The sequence below is a fragment of the Janibacter anophelis NBRC 107843 genome (genome assembly GCF_001570945.1).
GTDB classification, from domain to species: Bacteria; Actinomycetota; Actinomycetes; order Actinomycetales; family Dermatophilaceae; genus Janibacter; species Janibacter anophelis.
This window is the reverse complement of the sequence record NZ_BCSQ01000015.1, coordinates 1-13,990: the sequence shown is the minus strand read 5'-3', so window position 1 is coordinate 13,990 and position 13,990 is coordinate 1. Positions and strand designations below refer to the sequence as shown.

Sequence of the window (13,990 nt, the reverse complement as noted above, 5' to 3'; positions counted from 1 at the left end):
GGATTGCCAGATTGTTGACAATCTAGGAACCCGCTCATACGTTGTCAACATGCCCAGGCAGCCCGTGGTCGTGGTGCTCCACGACGGTGACCTCCCCGGCGAGCAGGCGATGGCGCCGGTCGTCGAGCGGGCCCGTGAGGTCCGCTACGCGACCGCAGAGGAGCTGCCGGAGGCCATCGGGGGCGCGCAGGTCCTCTTCGCCTACGACTTCTTCTCCAGCGCCATCCCCGATGCTTGGCCGTCGGCCGACGCCCTCGAGTGGATCCACGTGGCCTCGACGGGTGTCGACGCGCTCCTCTCGCCGGAGGTGCGCGGCAGCGACGTGGTCCTGACCAACTCCCGCGGTGTCTTCGACGGCGCCATCGCCGAGTACGTCCTCGGTGTGGTTCTCGCCTTCGCCAAGGACCTGCCCCGCTCGTGGGAGCTGCAGCAGGCCCGCCGCTGGGTGCACCGCGAGTCCGAGCGGGTCGCCGGCTCCCGGGCGCTCGTCGTCGGCACCGGCCAGATCGGTCGCGCCGTCGCCCGCCTGCTGCGGGCGGCGGGGATGGAGGTCGCCGGCTCCGGGCGGCGAGCACGCACCGACGACCCGGACTTCGGGACGGTGACGGCGCAGGCGGACCTGCACCACGCGCTCGCCGGCGCCGACTGGGTCGTGTGCATCGCCCCGCTCACCGACGACACGCGGGGGATGTTCGACGCCGCTGCCTTCCGCGCGATGCCCGACCACGCCCGCTTCGTCAACGTCGGCCGTGGCGAGTCGGTCGTCACCGACGACCTTGTGACCGCCGTGCGCGAGGGGGCGATCGCCGGAGCCGCGCTCGACGTGCACGCCACCGAGCCGCTGCCCGCGGACCACCCGCTGTGGGACCTGCCGGGCGTGCTCGTCACCCCGCACAACTCGGGGGACTTCATCGGGTGGCGCGACGAGCTCGTGCGGCTGTTCGCCGACAACTTCGTCCGCTGGGTCGACGAGGAGCCGCTGCGGCACGTCGTCGACACGACCCTGGGATACGTACCGACTGACGGGAGCTGAGATGACCCCCACCGAGATGACCGCCGTCGAGCTCGTCGCGGCCTACGGCGCCAAGGAGCTCTCACCCGTCGAGGTGACGAATGCGATCGTCGACCGCATCGAGCAGGTCGACGGCGAGATCAACGCGATGTGCCTCGTCGACCGGGAGAGCGCCCTGGTCCAGGCCCGCGAGTCCGAGGCGCGCTGGCAGGCCGGGACGCCCAAGGGTCTGCTCGACGGCGTGCCGACCTCGATGAAGGACATCTTCCTCACCAAGGGCTGGCCGACGTTGCGCGGTTCCAGGGCGATCGACCCCGACCAGGCGTGGGACGTCGACGCGCCGGTCACCGCCCGGCTGCGCGAGGACGGGATGGTCTTCGTCGGCAAGAACACCACTCCCGAGATCGCGTGGAAGGGCGTGACCGACTCGCCCCTGACCGGGGTCACGCGCAACCCCGTCGACACGCGGATGACCGCCGGCGGCTCGTCCGGCGGCGCTGCGGCCGCGGTGGCCGGGGGGATGGCGACGGTGGCGGTGGGGACCGACGCCGGCGGCAGCATCCGCATCCCGGCATCCTTCTGCGGCATCGTCGGGTTCAAGCCGACCCACGGGCGCGTGCCGATGTTCCCGGCGAGCCCCTTCGGGCCGCTAGCCCACGCGGGACCGATGACGCGCACCGTCGAGGACGCCGCGCTGCTCATGGACATCATCAGCCTGCCCGACCATCGCGACCCGACCTCGCTCGCGCCGCCGCGGTCGACCTTCCGCGGGGAGCTCAACCGTGAGGTGACGGGGCTGCCCGTTGCCTACTCCAAGACCCTCGGGTACGTCGACGTGGACCCGGAGGTCGGCCGCATCTGCGACGAGGCGGTGGCGAAGATCGATGCCGCCGGGCTGCCGGTGACGGCGACCGACCCGGGATTCGCGGACCCGCTCGAGGACTTCGAGCTGCTGTGGGGCGTCAGCGCGGCGACGCTCCTGCGGAGCATGCCGAAGGTGCGGGAGACCATCGACCCCGCCCTGGAGGAGTTCTGGGACCGCGGCGAGCGGACCGGTGGGGTCGAGTTCCTCCAGGCGCGGGCGGTCGCGGCGGCCCTCGGGATCACCATGGGCGCCTTCCACGAGGAGCACAACGTGCTCATCACGCCGACGATGCCGATCCCCGCCTTCGAAGCCGGCCACGACGTCCCCCCGGGCAGCGGGTTGACGACCTGGCCACAGTGGACCCAGTTCACCTACCCCTTCAACATGACCCAGCAGCCGGCGATCAGCATCCCGTGCGGGACCACCGAGGCCGGCCTGCCCGTCGGGCTGCAGATCATCGGCCCGAGGCACTCCGACGACCTCGTCCTGGCCGTGGCCCGGTGGATCGAGTCGGTGCTCGCCTGACCTGTCGGGTGGGGCGGTCCTCGTCGCGGGGCGCGCATTTGCCCGGGCGGCTGCGCGTGGCGTCTGACCCACCGAGCCTGTACGCGACAGGGTCTCCTGGTGCACGACATGCCGGATTCGGCCACCGGCCGCACCAGGAGACCCTTGTGCGCACGCACCCTCAGGCTCGGGCGAAGACCAACCGCTCCCCGGCGAACCCGTTGCGCCACAGGTCATTGCAGGCCTCGGCCATCTCGGACAGGCCCTCCTCGATCGCGCCGAACACCGACCCCGGGACCCACCCCATGTCGCCGTTGATGAGCAGGTTGTTGCGGCCGTAGAAGATCGCCAGGTCGGTCGCGCCCTGCTCGGCGTGCGCGGTCGACCCCGGCTCGTACCCGTAGGCGGGGTTGCCGATCTCCCACGGCTCGAAATCGAAGAGGCACACGTCGCCCGGGATCGGGGTGACCGTGGGGTTCTCCCGGTGGGGTGCCGCGGTGATCCGCGGGATGAGTGTGTAGACCTCGTTGCGCGCGTACTTCGCGTGGAAGGCGTCGCCGCCGGCCGGCAGCGCGTCCCACACCGCGGCGCAGGTCAGCGGCGCCTCGTCGTCGAGCAGCCGCGCCCGGCACACCACGCCGCGCGACTCGAGAGCGATCGACATGTACCTACTCACGCGCACCTCCAACGGGATATTCATGTGCTGCGATTGGAGGTAAACGCGCGGGCGATTGATCAGCGGGTTTACCTCCAATCGGCGACTGGCTCAGACCTCCGCCAGGACCTTGCCCCAGATCTCCAGGGCCTCGTCGACCTGCTCGGCGGTGACGACGAGCGGCGGGATCATCCGCACGACGTTCATGTGCGCGCCGCAGGTGAGCAGGAGCAGGCCCTTCTTCGCCGCGGCCTGCTGGGCAGCCTGGGCGCGGGCGGTGTCAGGGGTGCCGTCGGCGGCGGTGAACTCGTTGCCGACGAGCAGGCCGAGACCGCGCACGTCACCGATCCCGTCGACGGCCGCCGCCCGGGCGCCCTCGAGCAGCTGCGTGCCGCGCTCGGCGGAGTTGGCGACCAGGCCCTCCTCCTCGATGACCTCGAGGGTGGCGACGGCGGCGGCGCAGGCGACGGCATTGCCGCCGTAGGTGCCGCCCTGGGAGCCGGGCCACGCCTTGCTCATCAGCTCCTGCGAGGCCGCGATGCCGGAGATCGGGAAGCCGGAGGCGATCCCCTTCGCCAGCGTGATGATGTCGGGGCGCACGTCGAAGTGCTCGTGGCCGAACATCTTGCCCGTCCGCCCGAATCCGGTCTGGACCTCGTCCATGACGAGCAGGATCCCGTGCTTGTCGGCCCGCTCCCGCAGACCCTGGAAGAAGGCGGTGTTGCCCGGGATGTACCCCCCTTCGCCCAGCACGGGCTCGACGATGAAGGCGGCGGTCTCCTGCGGTGAGGTGAGCGTCGCGAGGATGTAGTCGAGTTCCTTGAGCGCGAAGGCGGTCGCCTCCTCCTCGCTCCACCCGTAGCGGTACGCGGTGGGGAAGGGAGCGACGTGCACCCCGCCCATGAGCGGCGAGAAGCCGGCCGAGAAGCGGGTTCCGGAGGTCGTCATCGTCGCCGTCGCGACGGTGCGCCCGTGGAATCCACCGTGGAAGACGATGACATTGGGCCGGCCGGTCGCCTGACGCGACAGGCGGAGGGAGGCCTCGAGCGCCTCGCTGCCGGAGTTGGCGAAGAAGAGCGAGTCGAGGTGCGAGGGGAGGACGTCCTGCAGCTTGTCGACGAGGCGCAGCAGCGGCTGGTGCATGACCGTCGTGTACTGGCCGTGGATGAGCTTGCCGACCTGCTCCTGCGCGGCCGCGACGACCTTGGGGTGGCAGTGGCCGGTGCTCACGACGCCGATGCCGGCCGTGAAGTCGAGGTGGCGGTTGCCGTCGACGTCGAAGACCTCGCTGCCGAGGGCGTGGTCGATCGTCACGGGGGTGGCCTGCTTGAGCAGGGGGGACAGCGCTGTCATCGGAACCTCCGGGTTGTTCGTCTGATTGTTGACAATACGTCTACGGTGAGGGGGACGGCAAGGACGCTGACGAAGGAGCCTTCCATGACCACGACGGACACGCCAGAAGTCACCCAGGAGCAGGAGCGCGAGGCCATCGCCTCCGTGCCGACGGGTCTCTTCATCGCAGGGGAGTGGCGCACCACCCGGGCGACGATGTCGGTCGTCGACCCGTCGACGGGGCAGCCGCTGTGCGAGATCGCCGACGCCGACCCCGACGAAGCAGCGGCCGCCCTCGACGCGGCCGCCGACGCGCAGGCGGAGTGGGCCGCGACCGCGCCCCGCGAGCGCAGCGAGATCCTCACCCGTGCCCGCGACCTCATGCTCGCCGACGTCGACCGGCTCGCGCTGATCATGACCCTCGAGATGGGCAAGCCGCTGGCGGAGGCGAAGGGGGAGATCGCGTACGCCGCCGAGTTCTTCCGGTGGTTCGCCGAGGAGGCCGTGCGCATCGACGGCGGCTACATGACGGCGCCGGCCGGAGGCTCGCGCTTCCTCGTCGCCCGCCAGCCCGTCGGGCCGTGCGTGCTCATCACGCCGTGGAACTTCCCGATGGCCATGGGCACCCGCAAGATTGGCCCGGCCATCGCGGCCGGCTGCACCTCGGTCATCAAGCCGGCCGCCGAGACCCCGCTGTCGACCCTCGCGCTCGCCGACATCCTCGTGCGGGCCGGGCTGCCCGCCGGTGTGGTCAACGTCGTCACGACGAGCAAGAGCGACGACGTCATGCGCCCGATGATCCTCGACCCGCGCTCGCGCAAGCTCTCCTTCACCGGGTCGACGCCGGTCGGCAAGCACCTGCTCGAGCTCGCGGCCAAGACGGTCATGCGCACGTCGATGGAGCTCGGCGGCAATGCCCCCTTCATCGTCTTCGACGACGCCGACCTCGACGTCGCGGTCGACGGAGCCATGGCGGCGAAGATGCGCAACATCGGCCAGGCCTGCACCGCGGCCAACCGGATCCTCGTGCAGCGTTCTTTCGCAGACGAGTTCGGCCGCCGGCTCGCCGAGCGCATGGGCGCACTGCCGATGGGCCGGGGCGTCGAGGACGGTGTCGTCGTGGGCCCGCTCGTCAACCAGAAGGCGGTGGACAAGGTCGACGAGCTCGTCCGCGACGCGGTCGGCCGGGGCGCGACCGCGACCCTCGGAGGTGAGCCGGTCGACCGGGAGGGCTACTTCTACCCGGCGACGGTCCTGACCGGCGTGCCCGCCGACGCCCAGATGGCCGAGGCGGAGATCTTCGGGCCGGTCGCGGCGATCACCGAGTTCGACACCGAGGAGGAGGCGATCGCGATGGCCAACGACACCCCCTTCGGCCTCATCTCGTACGTCTTCACCCAGGGCCTCGACCGGGGGCTGCGGGTCAGCGAGGCCCTCGAGGCCGGCATGGTCGGCCTCAACCAAGGCGTCGTCTCCAACCCCGCCGCCCCCTTCGGCGGCATCAAGGAGTCCGGCCTCGGCCGCGAAGGGGGTCTGAGCGGGATCGACGAGTTCCTCGAGACGAAGTACATCGGGGTGAAGATGTGACCGTGGGTCGAGGTGTGAGTTCGCGCAGCGAGCGAGCCTCGAGACCTTGTGACGCTCAGGTCAGGTCGCGCGCGTACTCGCCCTGCTCCTCGAAGTCCTTGGCCGTCACCGGCCCCTCGGTCGGCTGCGTGATCCGCACGTGGTTGCCGAAGGGATCCCGCAGCGCGCAGTCGATGCCGTAGGGGCGCTCGGTCGGCTCCTCGGTGAACTCCACCCCCTTCGCCCGCAGGTCCTCGTAGGTGCCCCGGCAGTCGTCGGTCGTGAGGATGGCGGCGGCTCCGAGCGCGCCCTTGGTGAGCAGGTCCCGCAGCTGCGCCGCGGTCTCCTCGTCGACGAAGGGGGCGCCCGGAACCTCCAGCATGATCTGCCGGTCGGGCTGGGCGGGCAGCGCGACGGTGAGCCAGCGCATGAAGCCCAGGTCGACGTCGGCACTCACCGCGAAGCCGAGCTTGCCGCAGTAGAAGTCGAGCGCCTGGTCCTGGTCGAGGACGTAGACGGAGTGGTGGCTGATCCCTGTGAACATGGCTCCAACCTAGGGACGTGGGGTGCCGGGCGCTTCTCCGAAACTGCTCGGTCTCGTCCAGCGCCGCACGACGCACCCCGGGGCGTCGAGCTCGCTGTCGCCGCGGAACTCGCTCGGCGTCCGCCCGGTGATCTCGCGGAAGGTCCGGCTGAAGGTCCCCAGGCTGTCGTACCCCACGGCGAGCGCGACGTCGGTGACGCTGCGGTCGTGGTCACGCAGCATGGCCATGGCCCGCTCGATCCTGCGCCGCTGCAGGTAGCGGTGCGGCGTCTCGCCGAAGGTCTGGGTGAACTGTCGCGAGAAGTGCGCCGGCGACATCAGTGCCACCCGGGAGAGCGAAGGGATGTCCAGCGGGCTCGCGTAGTCCCGGTCCATCGTGTCGCGGGCACGCAGGAGGCGCCGGTTCTGGTCCTCGCGCGGGCTCATGCTCACCTGTCGAGTATCGCGCCTGCGGCTCCCTCGGGTGCGAGGCCGCCCACGGCCGAGCCTGACACGCTCCCTGAGGTGCGAGGAGCCCTGCGACGAGCCTCGAAGGGGGCACCATGGACCCATGACGCTCCAGCACATCGCCCTCGAGTCCGACTGGCAGGCTGCGCAGCAGACCGGCACCTACCCGGTCTCGACGCTCGGCCGCTCCATCGCCGAGGAGGGGTTCATGCACTGCAGCGGCTCGGCGGAGCAGCTCGCCGGGGTGTTGGGCCGGTTCTATGCCGGCGTCAACGAGCCGCTGCTCGTGCTCACCCTCGACGAGCAGTCCCTGGGCGTCCACGGCCTCGATGTGCGCTACGAGCCCGCGGTCCTCGGTGGTGACGAGCTCTTCCCGCACGTCTATGGCGGCGACCTGCCGGTGGGGTGCGTCAGTCAGGTCGACCCGCTCGAGCGCTGAGCTCGGAGGTGTGTCGTACTGCAGTTCGTGGTGGCGCGCCCTTGCTGCCCGCGATCTCTCGTGGCCGGTGAGCCGAACTGCAGTACGACACGCAGTCGCGTCTCAGACTCTCGCGATGGCCGCCGTCACTGCGGTCGTGGCCCGGACGAGGTCCTCCGGCGCGATCTCCAGGTCGAGCCCACGTCGCCCACCGCTGACGAAGACCGTGTCGTGCCCCAGCGCCGACTCGTCGAGGACCGTCGTGAGAGGGCGCTTCTGGCCGATCGGGCTGATGCCGCCGACCACGTACCCGGTGGTGCGCTCCGCGAGGGCGGGGTCGGCCATCGTCGCCTTCTTCGCCCCGACCGCAGCGGCCAGGGCCTTGAGGTCGAGCTGGCCCGCGACGGGCACGATCCCGACGACGAGCCCGTGGTCGCGAGGCAGGTCCGTCTGGGCGAGCAGGGTCTTGAAGACCCGCTCGGGCGGCTCCCCGAGGACCTCGGCCGCCTCGAGGCCGTAGGAGGGCGCGGCGGGGTCGTGCTCGTACGGGTGCTCCGTGTACGTGAGGCCTGCCGCCGCCAGAGCCCGCGTCGCAGGGGTGGCGCCGCCGCCCTTCGTCCTCTTGGCCATGGGGCCAGCCTGCCACCGGGCCTCGAGGCTCGTTCCTCGCGCCTCGGCCAGCATTGGGTCGAGGCTCGTCCCTCGCACCTCGGCCAGCGGGCCTCGAGGCTCGTTCCTCGCACCTCGGCCAGCATTGGGTCGAGGCTCATTCCTCGCACCTCGGCCAGCATTGGGTCGAGGCTCGTCCCTCGCACCTCGGCCAGCGTGGTGGCCTCGGCCAGTACATCGTCACCTGCCGGTCACCTCGCCGTGGTATCCACACCTCATGCAGCAGAACCTCCGCGAGTACATCGACCGGCTCATCGCCGAGGGGTACACCGTCCGCGACGACCAGGGCGACGACCCGATGCTCATCCAGCCCGACGGCCGGGCCGTCGAGACGTGGCGGGAGAACTACCCCTACAACGAGCTGATGACGCGCAACGACTACGACGTCGAGAAGTACCTGCTGCAGATCGAGCTGCTGAAGTTCCAGTACTGGGCGCAGGACACGGGGCAGAAGTTCGTCCTCCTCTTCGAGGGACGCGACGCGGCCGGCAAGGGCGGCACGATCAAGCGCTTCACCGAGCACCTCAACCCGCGTGGTGCCCGGGTCGTCGCGCTCACCAAGCCCACGGACCGCGAGCTGGGCCAGTGGTACTTCCAGCGCTACCTGCAGCACCTGCCGACGAGCGGCGAGATCGTCCTCTTCGACCGCTCCTGGTACAACCGCGCCGGTGTGGAGCGGGTCATGGGCTTCTGCACGGACGACCAGTACGAGGGCTTCATGGACCAGGCGCCCAAGGTCGAGCGGATGCTCAACGACGCGGGCGTGCACGTGACCAAGCTGTGGTTCTCCGTGACCCAGCAGGAGCAGCGCACCCGCTTCGCCATCCGCCAGATCGACCCGGTGCGCCGGTGGAAGCTCTCGCCGATGGACCTCGAGAGCCTCGACAAGTGGGACGCGTACACCGCCGCCAAGGAGGCGATGTTCGAGCGGACCGACACCAAGCACGCGCCGTGGACGGTCATCAAGTCCAACGACAAGAAGCGCGGCCGGATCAACGCGATGCGCTTCTTCCTCAACCAGTTCGAGTACGAGGGCAAGGACTCCCAGATCGTCTACGCCCCGGACAAGAAGGTCGTCGCCCGCGGCAAGCAGATCGTGGGCGACTGACCTCCCTGCGTCCGTCAGGCCCGGACCTCCACCGCCGGGACGAAGGGGGCACCCGCGCCCCCTCGTGAGCCGGCCCACTGGGCGGTGACCGCGAGGAGCGCGGCCGCCGCGGCGTAGGCGACCCCGAAGGCCACCCGGCCCGCCGGTGGCAGGAAGAACTGCGGGAGCACGAGCGCCGCGCCGACGGCGAGCGGCGTTGCGGCCCAAACCGGCCCGGTCCACCGGCCCGAGCGCACGGCGCCCCGCCACGCGAGCGCCGTCGCGATCCCGCTGACGGCCAGCAGGAGCAGCCCGAGACCGAAGATCGTCATGCCCGCCGGGTGCTCCTGGCCGCGCACGCCGGCGACCAGTGACATGACCGACGGGTCCGTGGCGGCGGCCTGCCCGACCGAGTGCAGGCCGAAGGTCTCGGCCCCGTAGACCGGCAGGACGAGCGTCGCGCCGGCGAGCCCTGCCCAGCGGGCGATCATCGTCGTCGTGGTGCCGAGCAGGTCGTCGATGCGCAGCCCGACGCGGGCCAGCTGGACCAGCCCGAGGGCACCGGCGAGGTGGGCGACGACCCACCACGTGCTTGCGTAGGCCGCGGCCGCCTCGGGCGAGGTCGGGGAGCCGGCGTCGCCGTAGGGCCGCAGCAGGAGGTAGGCGGCGATGAGCACGCCGGACGACGCGGCCGGCATGACCAGGTGGTGGGTGGTGGTCGATCGCATGGTGTCCCTCTTCCCGCAATGAGAGCGGTGCTCTCGGTTGCGTCAACCGTAGACGAGAGCACTGCTCTTGACAAGAGCAGTGCTCTCGCTCGTGTGCCATGATCGGTCGCATGGTCGGAGTCAGGGAGCAGTCGAGGGCGCGGACGACCGCCGCGATCCTCGCGGCCGCGCGGGCGGAGATCGCCGAGCACGGCGGGGGAGGGCTGTCCATGCGGGCGGTCGCCCGCGAGGTCGGCATGGTCAGCTCGGCGGTCTACCGGTACTTCCCGACCCGGGAGGCGCTGCTCACGGCGATGATCCTCGAGAGCTACGAGGGGCTGGCGAGCGCGCTGGGCGAGGTCGGCGCGCGCCGTCCGGACCGCCGCTGGGTCGCCCTCGGCCACGCGCTGCGCGCCTGGGCGCTGGGGCGTCCGCACGAGTTCCAGCTCATCTACGGCACTCCCATCCCCGGCTACGTCGCCCCTCCCGAGACGGTCCCGGCGGCCGCGGCGGTGGCGGCCCCCTTCCTCGAGGTGGGGGCGAAGGGGGCGGAGGCGCCCCCCTTCGTCCGGCCGGGTCTTGTGGCCCAGATGGCCACGGTCGCGGAGGTCGCCGACGGTCTGACGGGCGATCGCGCCGCCGCGGTCATCGCGGAGCTGGCCGCGCTCGTCGGGGCCGTGACGCTCGAGCTCGGCGGGCACCTCGTCGGCAGCGCGGACCCGGCCGACGAGTTCTTCGCCGCGCTGCTGGAGCGGCAGGTCGACACCCTCGGCCTCGTGGAGGCAGGCTGACCCGGTGACGACCAACGACGCGCCACCCCGCGGGCGACAGCTCGCCGACATCGGCCCCCTGGCCCAGCTGCGGGCTGGCCGGCTCGGCGTACGCCTGCCGCTGCTGCTCGTCGGGCTCTTCCTCTACGGGGCCTCGATGGCGATGGTCCTGCGCGGCACGCTTGGCCAGATCCCGTGGGACGTCCTGCACGTCGGCGTCTCGCACCACATCCCGCTGAGCTTCGGCACGATCGTCATCGGCGTCTCGCTGCTCGTCCTCCTCGGCTGGATCCCGTTGCGGCAGAAGCCCGGTCTCGGCACGATCGGCAACGCGCTGCTCATCGGACCCTCCGCCGACCTCGTGCTCTCCGTCCTCGAGGCGCCCACCCATCTGGGCTGGCGGTTCGCGCTGCTCATCGGCGGCATCGTGCTCAACGGCATCGCGACCGGGATGTACATCGGCTCGCAGTTCGGCCCCGGCCCGCGCGACGGCCTGATGACCGGCATCGCGCGCGTGACGGGTGGCTCGATCCGGTTGGTGCGCACCGGGATCGAGATCGCCGTGGTCGTCGTCGGGTGGTTCCTCGGGGGTGTCGTGGGGCTCGGCACCGTGCTCTACGCGCTCGCGATCGGGCCGCTCGCCCAGCTCTTCCTGCCCCTCTTCACCGTCGAGTTGCGACGGGACGACGACGCCTGACCCCGGCGCTCAGCGGTACTCGGGATTGGTGGAGTCGGGCGTGGACCCGGCCTCCCACTCGTCGACGCGGTTGCCCTGGGCCGGGATCCCGCCGGCGGCGCGCAGCATCGCCGCCAGGTGCATGAGGTTGTGGGTCATGAAGGTTGTGTTGCGGTTGGTGAAGTCGTTCTCCGGGCCGCCGGATCCCTCGTCGAGGTAGGACGGGCCCGGGCCCACCTCACCGATCCAGCCGGCGTCGGCCTGCGGCGGGATGACGTAGCCGATGTGCTGCAGGCTGTAGAGGATGTTCATCGAGCAGTGCTTGATGCCGTCCTCGTTGCCGGTGAGCAGCGCGCCGCCGACCCGGCCGTAGTAGTCGTACTGCCCGTGCTCGTTGAGCTCCCCGGAGTGGCTGTACAGGCGCTCGATCACCCGACGGGTCACCGAGCTGTTGTCGCCGAGCCAGATCGGTCCGGCGATGACGAGGATGTCGGCCGCGAGCACGCGCTCGAGCAGCTGCGGCCACTCGTCGCTCGCCCACCCGTGCTCGGTCATGTCGGGGTAGACGCCGGTCGCGATGTCGTGGTCGACCGCGCGGAACTGGTCCACCGAGACGCCGGCTGCCGTCATGATTGCCGCGCTCCGGTCGATCAGTCCCTGGGTGTGGCTCATGGCCGGGGACTTGTTGAGGGTGCAGTTGATGTAGAGGGCGCGCAGGCCCGCGGTGTCCGGGACGGTCGGCGTCGATGCGGTCATGTCGTCTCCTGGGTGGGCCGGCGGAGTGCGAAGGGGGCTGCTCCCTCAGGCTAGACCGGACCCGTCCCCGCGGGCGGGGCCTCGGCGTCGCGGGGTCCTCCCGTGCGCGCATCCGCCCGGGCGAATGCGCGGTCCCACCACTGATACATAACTGGACGTTATGGATGACCGCATGTCACCTTATGTACAGGTCATGAGTCCCAGCGCGAAGCCCCGGCTCGCTGGGCGGCAACCCTCCACCTGTCGGTGGGGTGCCCCGGGTGAGGACCTGGGCGCGGTCGACCGGCCGTGCCAAGCGATGGGTTCACCACGAGCCCTTGATCAGAGGAGCCATCCATGACGGCCACTGCTGCCCCCACGACCCTGCTCAACGTCTCGACCTCCGGGTCCCTCGTCACCGGGACCGAGGTGGCGATCACGAGCCGCCAGTTCAGCTACACCATCGACGAGCCGCCGACCCTCGGCGGGACGGACAAGGGTGCCAACCCCGTCGAGCACCTCCTCGCGGCCCTCGCCTCGTGCACGGTCATCAGCTACCAGGTGTGGTCGGACAAGCTCGGCCTGCGTCTCGACGGCGTCGACGTCGAGCTGGACGGCGACCTCGACCTCGCCGGATTCCTCGGCACGGATGAGTCGGTGCGCCCCGGATTCCAGGGCATCAACCTCACCGTCCGTCTGCGCGGCCCCGAGAGCGAGGCGGACTACCGCCGCCTCGAGCAGGAGGTCGCCGCGCACTGCCCCGTCCTGGACAACCTCACCCACGGCGTCCCGGTGACGACGACCGTCGAGGTGCCCGCCGCCTGACCCCTCCGGCCCCCGGCCTACGAACTACTGCAGGCAGCAGTTCGTCTCGTCAGCAGTACCTCGAGGTGCTGCCGACGCTACGAAGGGCGGCCTGCAGTAGTTCGTTCGGCCGGGGGCGTGGTCCATGGACCCGCCAGTTGCTACATTTGCTACATGGCCAACATCTCGCACCGCGAGCTCCGCAACGACAGCCCGAAGGTCTTGCGTCGGGTTGCCGCTGGCGAGAGCCTGACCGTCACGAACCGGGGGGAGCCGGTCGCACGGTTGGTCCCGTTGGGCACCACGGCCCTCGAGGAGGCCGAGTCCGCGGGGCAGGTGCAGCCGGCCAGGGAACGGCGCGACTTCATGGCGATCCGCCGCGTCGAGGGTGTCGACACCGCCGAGGTCCTCCAGGACCTCCGGGGTGACCGGTGATCGTCTACCTCGACACGTCTGCGGCATTCAAGCTCCTGGCCACCGAGCCGGAGTCGGACGCCCTCGCGGAGGCCCTCACCGCCTTGGACGCAGCCGATGTCCTCTTGTCCTCGCGGTTGCTCTTCACCGAGCTGCACTGCGCCGCGCAGCGGCGATCGGTCTGGGATGTGGCCGAGGTCAATGCGGTGCTGGACATGGTCTCCCTCGTCGACCTGACGCGCGAGGACCTCAATCGCGCAGCCACGAGCGGGTGGGGCCTTCGCAGCGAGGATGCGCTGCATCTGGCGACTGCCCTCCGACTCGAGGCCGACGTCATCGGCGCCTACGACCAGGAGTTGTGTTCGGCGGCGGAGTCAGCTGGCCTCCACGTCCTCAGGCCCGGCACCTCCGCTTAGCGCACGACGTGCCGCAGGCTCCCGTCGACCCGGCGGGTCCAGCCACGCGCATCGAGGTGTTCGAGCAGCGGCACCGCGACGCGCCGCGTGGTCCCGAGGGCCTGCCGGGCCTGGCTCAGGGTGAAGGGCTGCTCGAGCGCGGCCAGCACCCGCATCGCGCGCGCCGGCGCATCGGGCAGTAGCACGACCTCGTCGGGCAGCCGGAGCAGACGCCCCAACCGCGCGGCCGCGGCCAGCTCCGTGGAGCCGAGACCCAGCGCGTCGAGCTCCCTGCTCTCCGGGGCGACGAAGGGAGACACCCGTAGCTTGTCCTCCACGGCCGCGACGCCCGCCTCGGCGGGCCCGAGCCCGGCCGATGCCGGGTCGTGG

Annotated in this window: 18 protein-coding genes and 1 riboswitch; of the genes, 10 read left to right on the top strand and 8 right to left on the bottom strand. The window is 71.0% G+C overall.

Going from position 1 to position 13,990, the window contains the following annotated elements; all coding sequences use genetic code 11:
- Nucleotides 1-49 precede the first annotated feature (49 nt).
- Together JAN01S_RS05625 and JAN01S_RS05620 are read left to right on the top strand one after the other, a co-directional pair.
- Complete coding sequence (locus JAN01S_RS05625) at nt 50-1,033, top strand: D-2-hydroxyacid dehydrogenase (protein ID WP_174522273.1); 984 nt, start codon at nt 50-52, stop codon at nt 1,031-1,033.
- 1 nt (nt 1,034) lies between these two features.
- Nucleotides 1,035-2,402: an amidase gene (locus JAN01S_RS05620; RefSeq protein WP_068314948.1), complete on the top strand. Its 1,368-nt coding sequence runs from the start codon at nt 1,035-1,037 to the stop codon at nt 2,400-2,402.
- Between the two features lie 160 nt (nt 2,403-2,562).
- Here JAN01S_RS05620 and JAN01S_RS05615 read toward each other — a convergent pair whose 3' ends face one another.
- Together JAN01S_RS05615 and JAN01S_RS05610 are read right to left on the bottom strand one after the other, a co-directional pair.
- Nucleotides 2,563-3,081 (bottom strand): DUF3830 family protein, encoded by a 519-nt coding sequence (locus JAN01S_RS05615; RefSeq protein WP_244884765.1) that lies wholly within the window; start codon nt 3,079-3,081, stop codon nt 2,563-2,565.
- 66 nt (nt 3,082-3,147) lie between these two features.
- Complete coding sequence (locus JAN01S_RS05610; RefSeq protein ID WP_068314944.1) at nt 3,148-4,389, bottom strand: aspartate aminotransferase family protein; 1,242 nt, start codon at nt 4,387-4,389, stop codon at nt 3,148-3,150.
- 84 nt (nt 4,390-4,473) lie between these two features.
- Here JAN01S_RS05610 and JAN01S_RS05605 point away from each other — a divergent pair, with 84 nt between their 5' ends.
- A complete protein-coding gene (locus JAN01S_RS05605) occupies nt 4,474-5,955 on the top strand; it encodes an NAD-dependent succinate-semialdehyde dehydrogenase (RefSeq protein ID WP_068314940.1) in 1,482 nt (493 codons plus the stop codon).
- A 55-nt stretch (nt 5,956-6,010) separates the two neighbouring features.
- Here the strand turns inward: JAN01S_RS05605 and JAN01S_RS05600 are convergent, their stop codons facing one another.
- Together JAN01S_RS05600 and JAN01S_RS05595 are read right to left on the bottom strand one after the other, a co-directional pair.
- Nucleotides 6,011-6,478, bottom strand: coding sequence for a VOC family protein (locus JAN01S_RS05600; RefSeq protein ID WP_068314937.1), 468 nt, complete (start codon nt 6,476-6,478; stop codon nt 6,011-6,013).
- A 9-nt stretch (nt 6,479-6,487) separates the two neighbouring features.
- Nucleotides 6,488-6,904 (bottom strand): helix-turn-helix transcriptional regulator, encoded by a 417-nt coding sequence (locus JAN01S_RS05595; RefSeq protein ID WP_068315081.1) that lies wholly within the window; start codon nt 6,902-6,904, stop codon nt 6,488-6,490.
- Between the two features lie 124 nt (nt 6,905-7,028).
- On the opposite strand from JAN01S_RS05595, the gene JAN01S_RS05590 reads away from it, so the two are divergent.
- The gene (locus JAN01S_RS05590; protein WP_068314934.1) at nt 7,029-7,364 is read left to right on the top strand and encodes a DUF952 domain-containing protein; all 336 of its coding nucleotides are present in this window, start codon (nt 7,029-7,031) and stop codon (nt 7,362-7,364) included.
- A gap of 102 nt (nt 7,365-7,466) precedes the next feature.
- On the opposite strand, the gene ybaK is transcribed toward JAN01S_RS05590, so the two are convergent.
- On the bottom strand, nt 7,467-7,973 hold the full coding sequence (gene ybaK / locus JAN01S_RS05585) for a Cys-tRNA(Pro) deacylase (protein ID WP_068315078.1): 507 nt from the start codon (nt 7,971-7,973) through the stop codon (nt 7,467-7,469).
- 256 nt (nt 7,974-8,229) lie between these two features.
- On the opposite strand from ybaK, the gene ppk2 reads away from it, so the two are divergent.
- A complete protein-coding gene (gene ppk2, locus JAN01S_RS05580; RefSeq protein ID WP_084360051.1) occupies nt 8,230-9,120 on the top strand; it encodes a polyphosphate kinase 2 in 891 nt (296 codons plus the stop codon).
- Nucleotides 9,121-9,134: 14 nt separating this feature from the next.
- Here ppk2 and JAN01S_RS05575 read toward each other — a convergent pair whose 3' ends face one another.
- Nucleotides 9,135-9,827 carry a hypothetical protein gene (locus JAN01S_RS05575; protein ID WP_068314928.1) on the bottom strand — a complete coding sequence of 231 codons (693 nt, stop codon included), beginning with the start codon at nt 9,825-9,827 and terminating at the stop codon, nt 9,135-9,137.
- A 110-nt stretch (nt 9,828-9,937) separates the two neighbouring features.
- On the opposite strand from JAN01S_RS05575, the gene JAN01S_RS05570 reads away from it, so the two are divergent.
- Together JAN01S_RS05570 and yczE are read left to right on the top strand one after the other, a co-directional pair.
- Nucleotides 9,938-10,597, top strand: a complete 660-nt coding sequence (locus JAN01S_RS05570) for a TetR/AcrR family transcriptional regulator (RefSeq protein WP_068315075.1) — start codon at nt 9,938-9,940, stop codon at nt 10,595-10,597.
- Between the two features lie 4 nt (nt 10,598-10,601).
- On the top strand, nt 10,602-11,273 hold the full coding sequence (gene yczE, locus JAN01S_RS05565; RefSeq protein WP_068314925.1) for a membrane protein YczE: 672 nt from the start codon (nt 10,602-10,604) through the stop codon (nt 11,271-11,273).
- Nucleotides 11,274-11,282: 9 nt separating this feature from the next.
- Here the strand turns inward: yczE and JAN01S_RS05560 are convergent, their stop codons facing one another.
- The gene (locus JAN01S_RS05560) at nt 11,283-12,008 is read right to left on the bottom strand and encodes a flavodoxin family protein (protein ID WP_068314922.1); all 726 of its coding nucleotides are present in this window, start codon (nt 12,006-12,008) and stop codon (nt 11,283-11,285) included.
- Between the two features lie 189 nt (nt 12,009-12,197).
- Nucleotides 12,198-12,312, top strand: a riboswitch (SAM riboswitch).
- A gap of 32 nt (nt 12,313-12,344) precedes the next feature.
- Between JAN01S_RS05560 and JAN01S_RS05555 the strand changes: the two genes are divergently transcribed.
- The 3 genes from JAN01S_RS05555 to JAN01S_RS05545 all read left to right on the top strand — a co-directional run bounded on the left by JAN01S_RS05555 (nt 12,345) and on the right by JAN01S_RS05545 (nt 13,621).
- Nucleotides 12,345-12,812 carry an OsmC family protein gene (locus tag JAN01S_RS05555; RefSeq protein WP_068314919.1) on the top strand — a complete coding sequence of 156 codons (468 nt, stop codon included), beginning with the start codon at nt 12,345-12,347 and terminating at the stop codon, nt 12,810-12,812.
- Nucleotides 12,813-12,965: 153 nt separating this feature from the next.
- Nucleotides 12,966-13,226, top strand: a complete 261-nt coding sequence (locus tag JAN01S_RS05550) for a type II toxin-antitoxin system Phd/YefM family antitoxin (RefSeq protein ID WP_068314916.1) — start codon at nt 12,966-12,968, stop codon at nt 13,224-13,226.
- Nucleotides 13,223-13,621: a type II toxin-antitoxin system VapC family toxin gene (locus JAN01S_RS05545; protein ID WP_068314913.1), complete on the top strand. Its 399-nt coding sequence runs from the start codon at nt 13,223-13,225 to the stop codon at nt 13,619-13,621. Before JAN01S_RS05550 ends, JAN01S_RS05545 begins: the two co-directional genes overlap by 4 nt.
- On the opposite strand, the gene JAN01S_RS05540 is transcribed toward JAN01S_RS05545, so the two are convergent.
- Nucleotides 13,618-13,990, bottom strand: a 373-nt coding sequence (locus JAN01S_RS05540; RefSeq protein ID WP_174522272.1) for a SelB domain-containing protein, incomplete at its 5' end; no start/stop codon positions are given. The genes JAN01S_RS05545 and JAN01S_RS05540 overlap by 4 nt on opposite strands.

Bases quoted from the DNA above. Each gene is read 5' to 3' on its own strand.
- JAN01S_RS05615 (WP_244884765.1), bottom strand. From the start codon at position 3,081: ATGAATATCCCGTTGGAGGTGCGCGTGAGTAGGTACATGTCGATCGCT.
- JAN01S_RS05555 (WP_068314919.1), top strand. From the start codon at position 12,345: ATGACGGCCACTGCTGCCCCCACGACCCTGCTCAACGTCTCGACCTCC.
- JAN01S_RS05605 (WP_068314940.1), top strand. From the start codon at position 4,474: ATGACCACGACGGACACGCCAGAAGTCACCCAGGAGCAGGAGCGCGAG.
- JAN01S_RS05570 (WP_068315075.1), top strand. From the start codon at position 9,938: ATGGTCGGAGTCAGGGAGCAGTCGAGGGCGCGGACGACCGCCGCGATC.
- JAN01S_RS05625 (WP_174522273.1), top strand. From the start codon at position 50: ATGCCCAGGCAGCCCGTGGTCGTGGTGCTCCACGACGGTGACCTCCCC.
- JAN01S_RS05575 (WP_068314928.1), bottom strand. From the start codon at position 9,827: ATGCGATCGACCACCACCCACCACCTGGTCATGCCGGCCGCGTCGTCC.
- JAN01S_RS05595 (WP_068315081.1), bottom strand. From the start codon at position 6,904: ATGAGCCCGCGCGAGGACCAGAACCGGCGCCTCCTGCGTGCCCGCGAC.
- JAN01S_RS05590 (WP_068314934.1), top strand. From the start codon at position 7,029: ATGACGCTCCAGCACATCGCCCTCGAGTCCGACTGGCAGGCTGCGCAG.
- JAN01S_RS05550 (WP_068314916.1), top strand. From the start codon at position 12,966: ATGGCCAACATCTCGCACCGCGAGCTCCGCAACGACAGCCCGAAGGTC.
- JAN01S_RS05560 (WP_068314922.1), bottom strand. From the start codon at position 12,008: ATGACCGCATCGACGCCGACCGTCCCGGACACCGCGGGCCTGCGCGCC.
- ybaK (WP_068315078.1), bottom strand. From the start codon at position 7,973: ATGGCCAAGAGGACGAAGGGCGGCGGCGCCACCCCTGCGACGCGGGCT.
- JAN01S_RS05620 (WP_068314948.1), top strand. From the start codon at position 1,035: ATGACCCCCACCGAGATGACCGCCGTCGAGCTCGTCGCGGCCTACGGC.
- ppk2 (WP_084360051.1), top strand. From the start codon at position 8,230: ATGCAGCAGAACCTCCGCGAGTACATCGACCGGCTCATCGCCGAGGGG.
- JAN01S_RS05600 (WP_068314937.1), bottom strand. From the start codon at position 6,478: ATGTTCACAGGGATCAGCCACCACTCCGTCTACGTCCTCGACCAGGAC.
- JAN01S_RS05610 (WP_068314944.1), bottom strand. From the start codon at position 4,389: ATGACAGCGCTGTCCCCCCTGCTCAAGCAGGCCACCCCCGTGACGATC.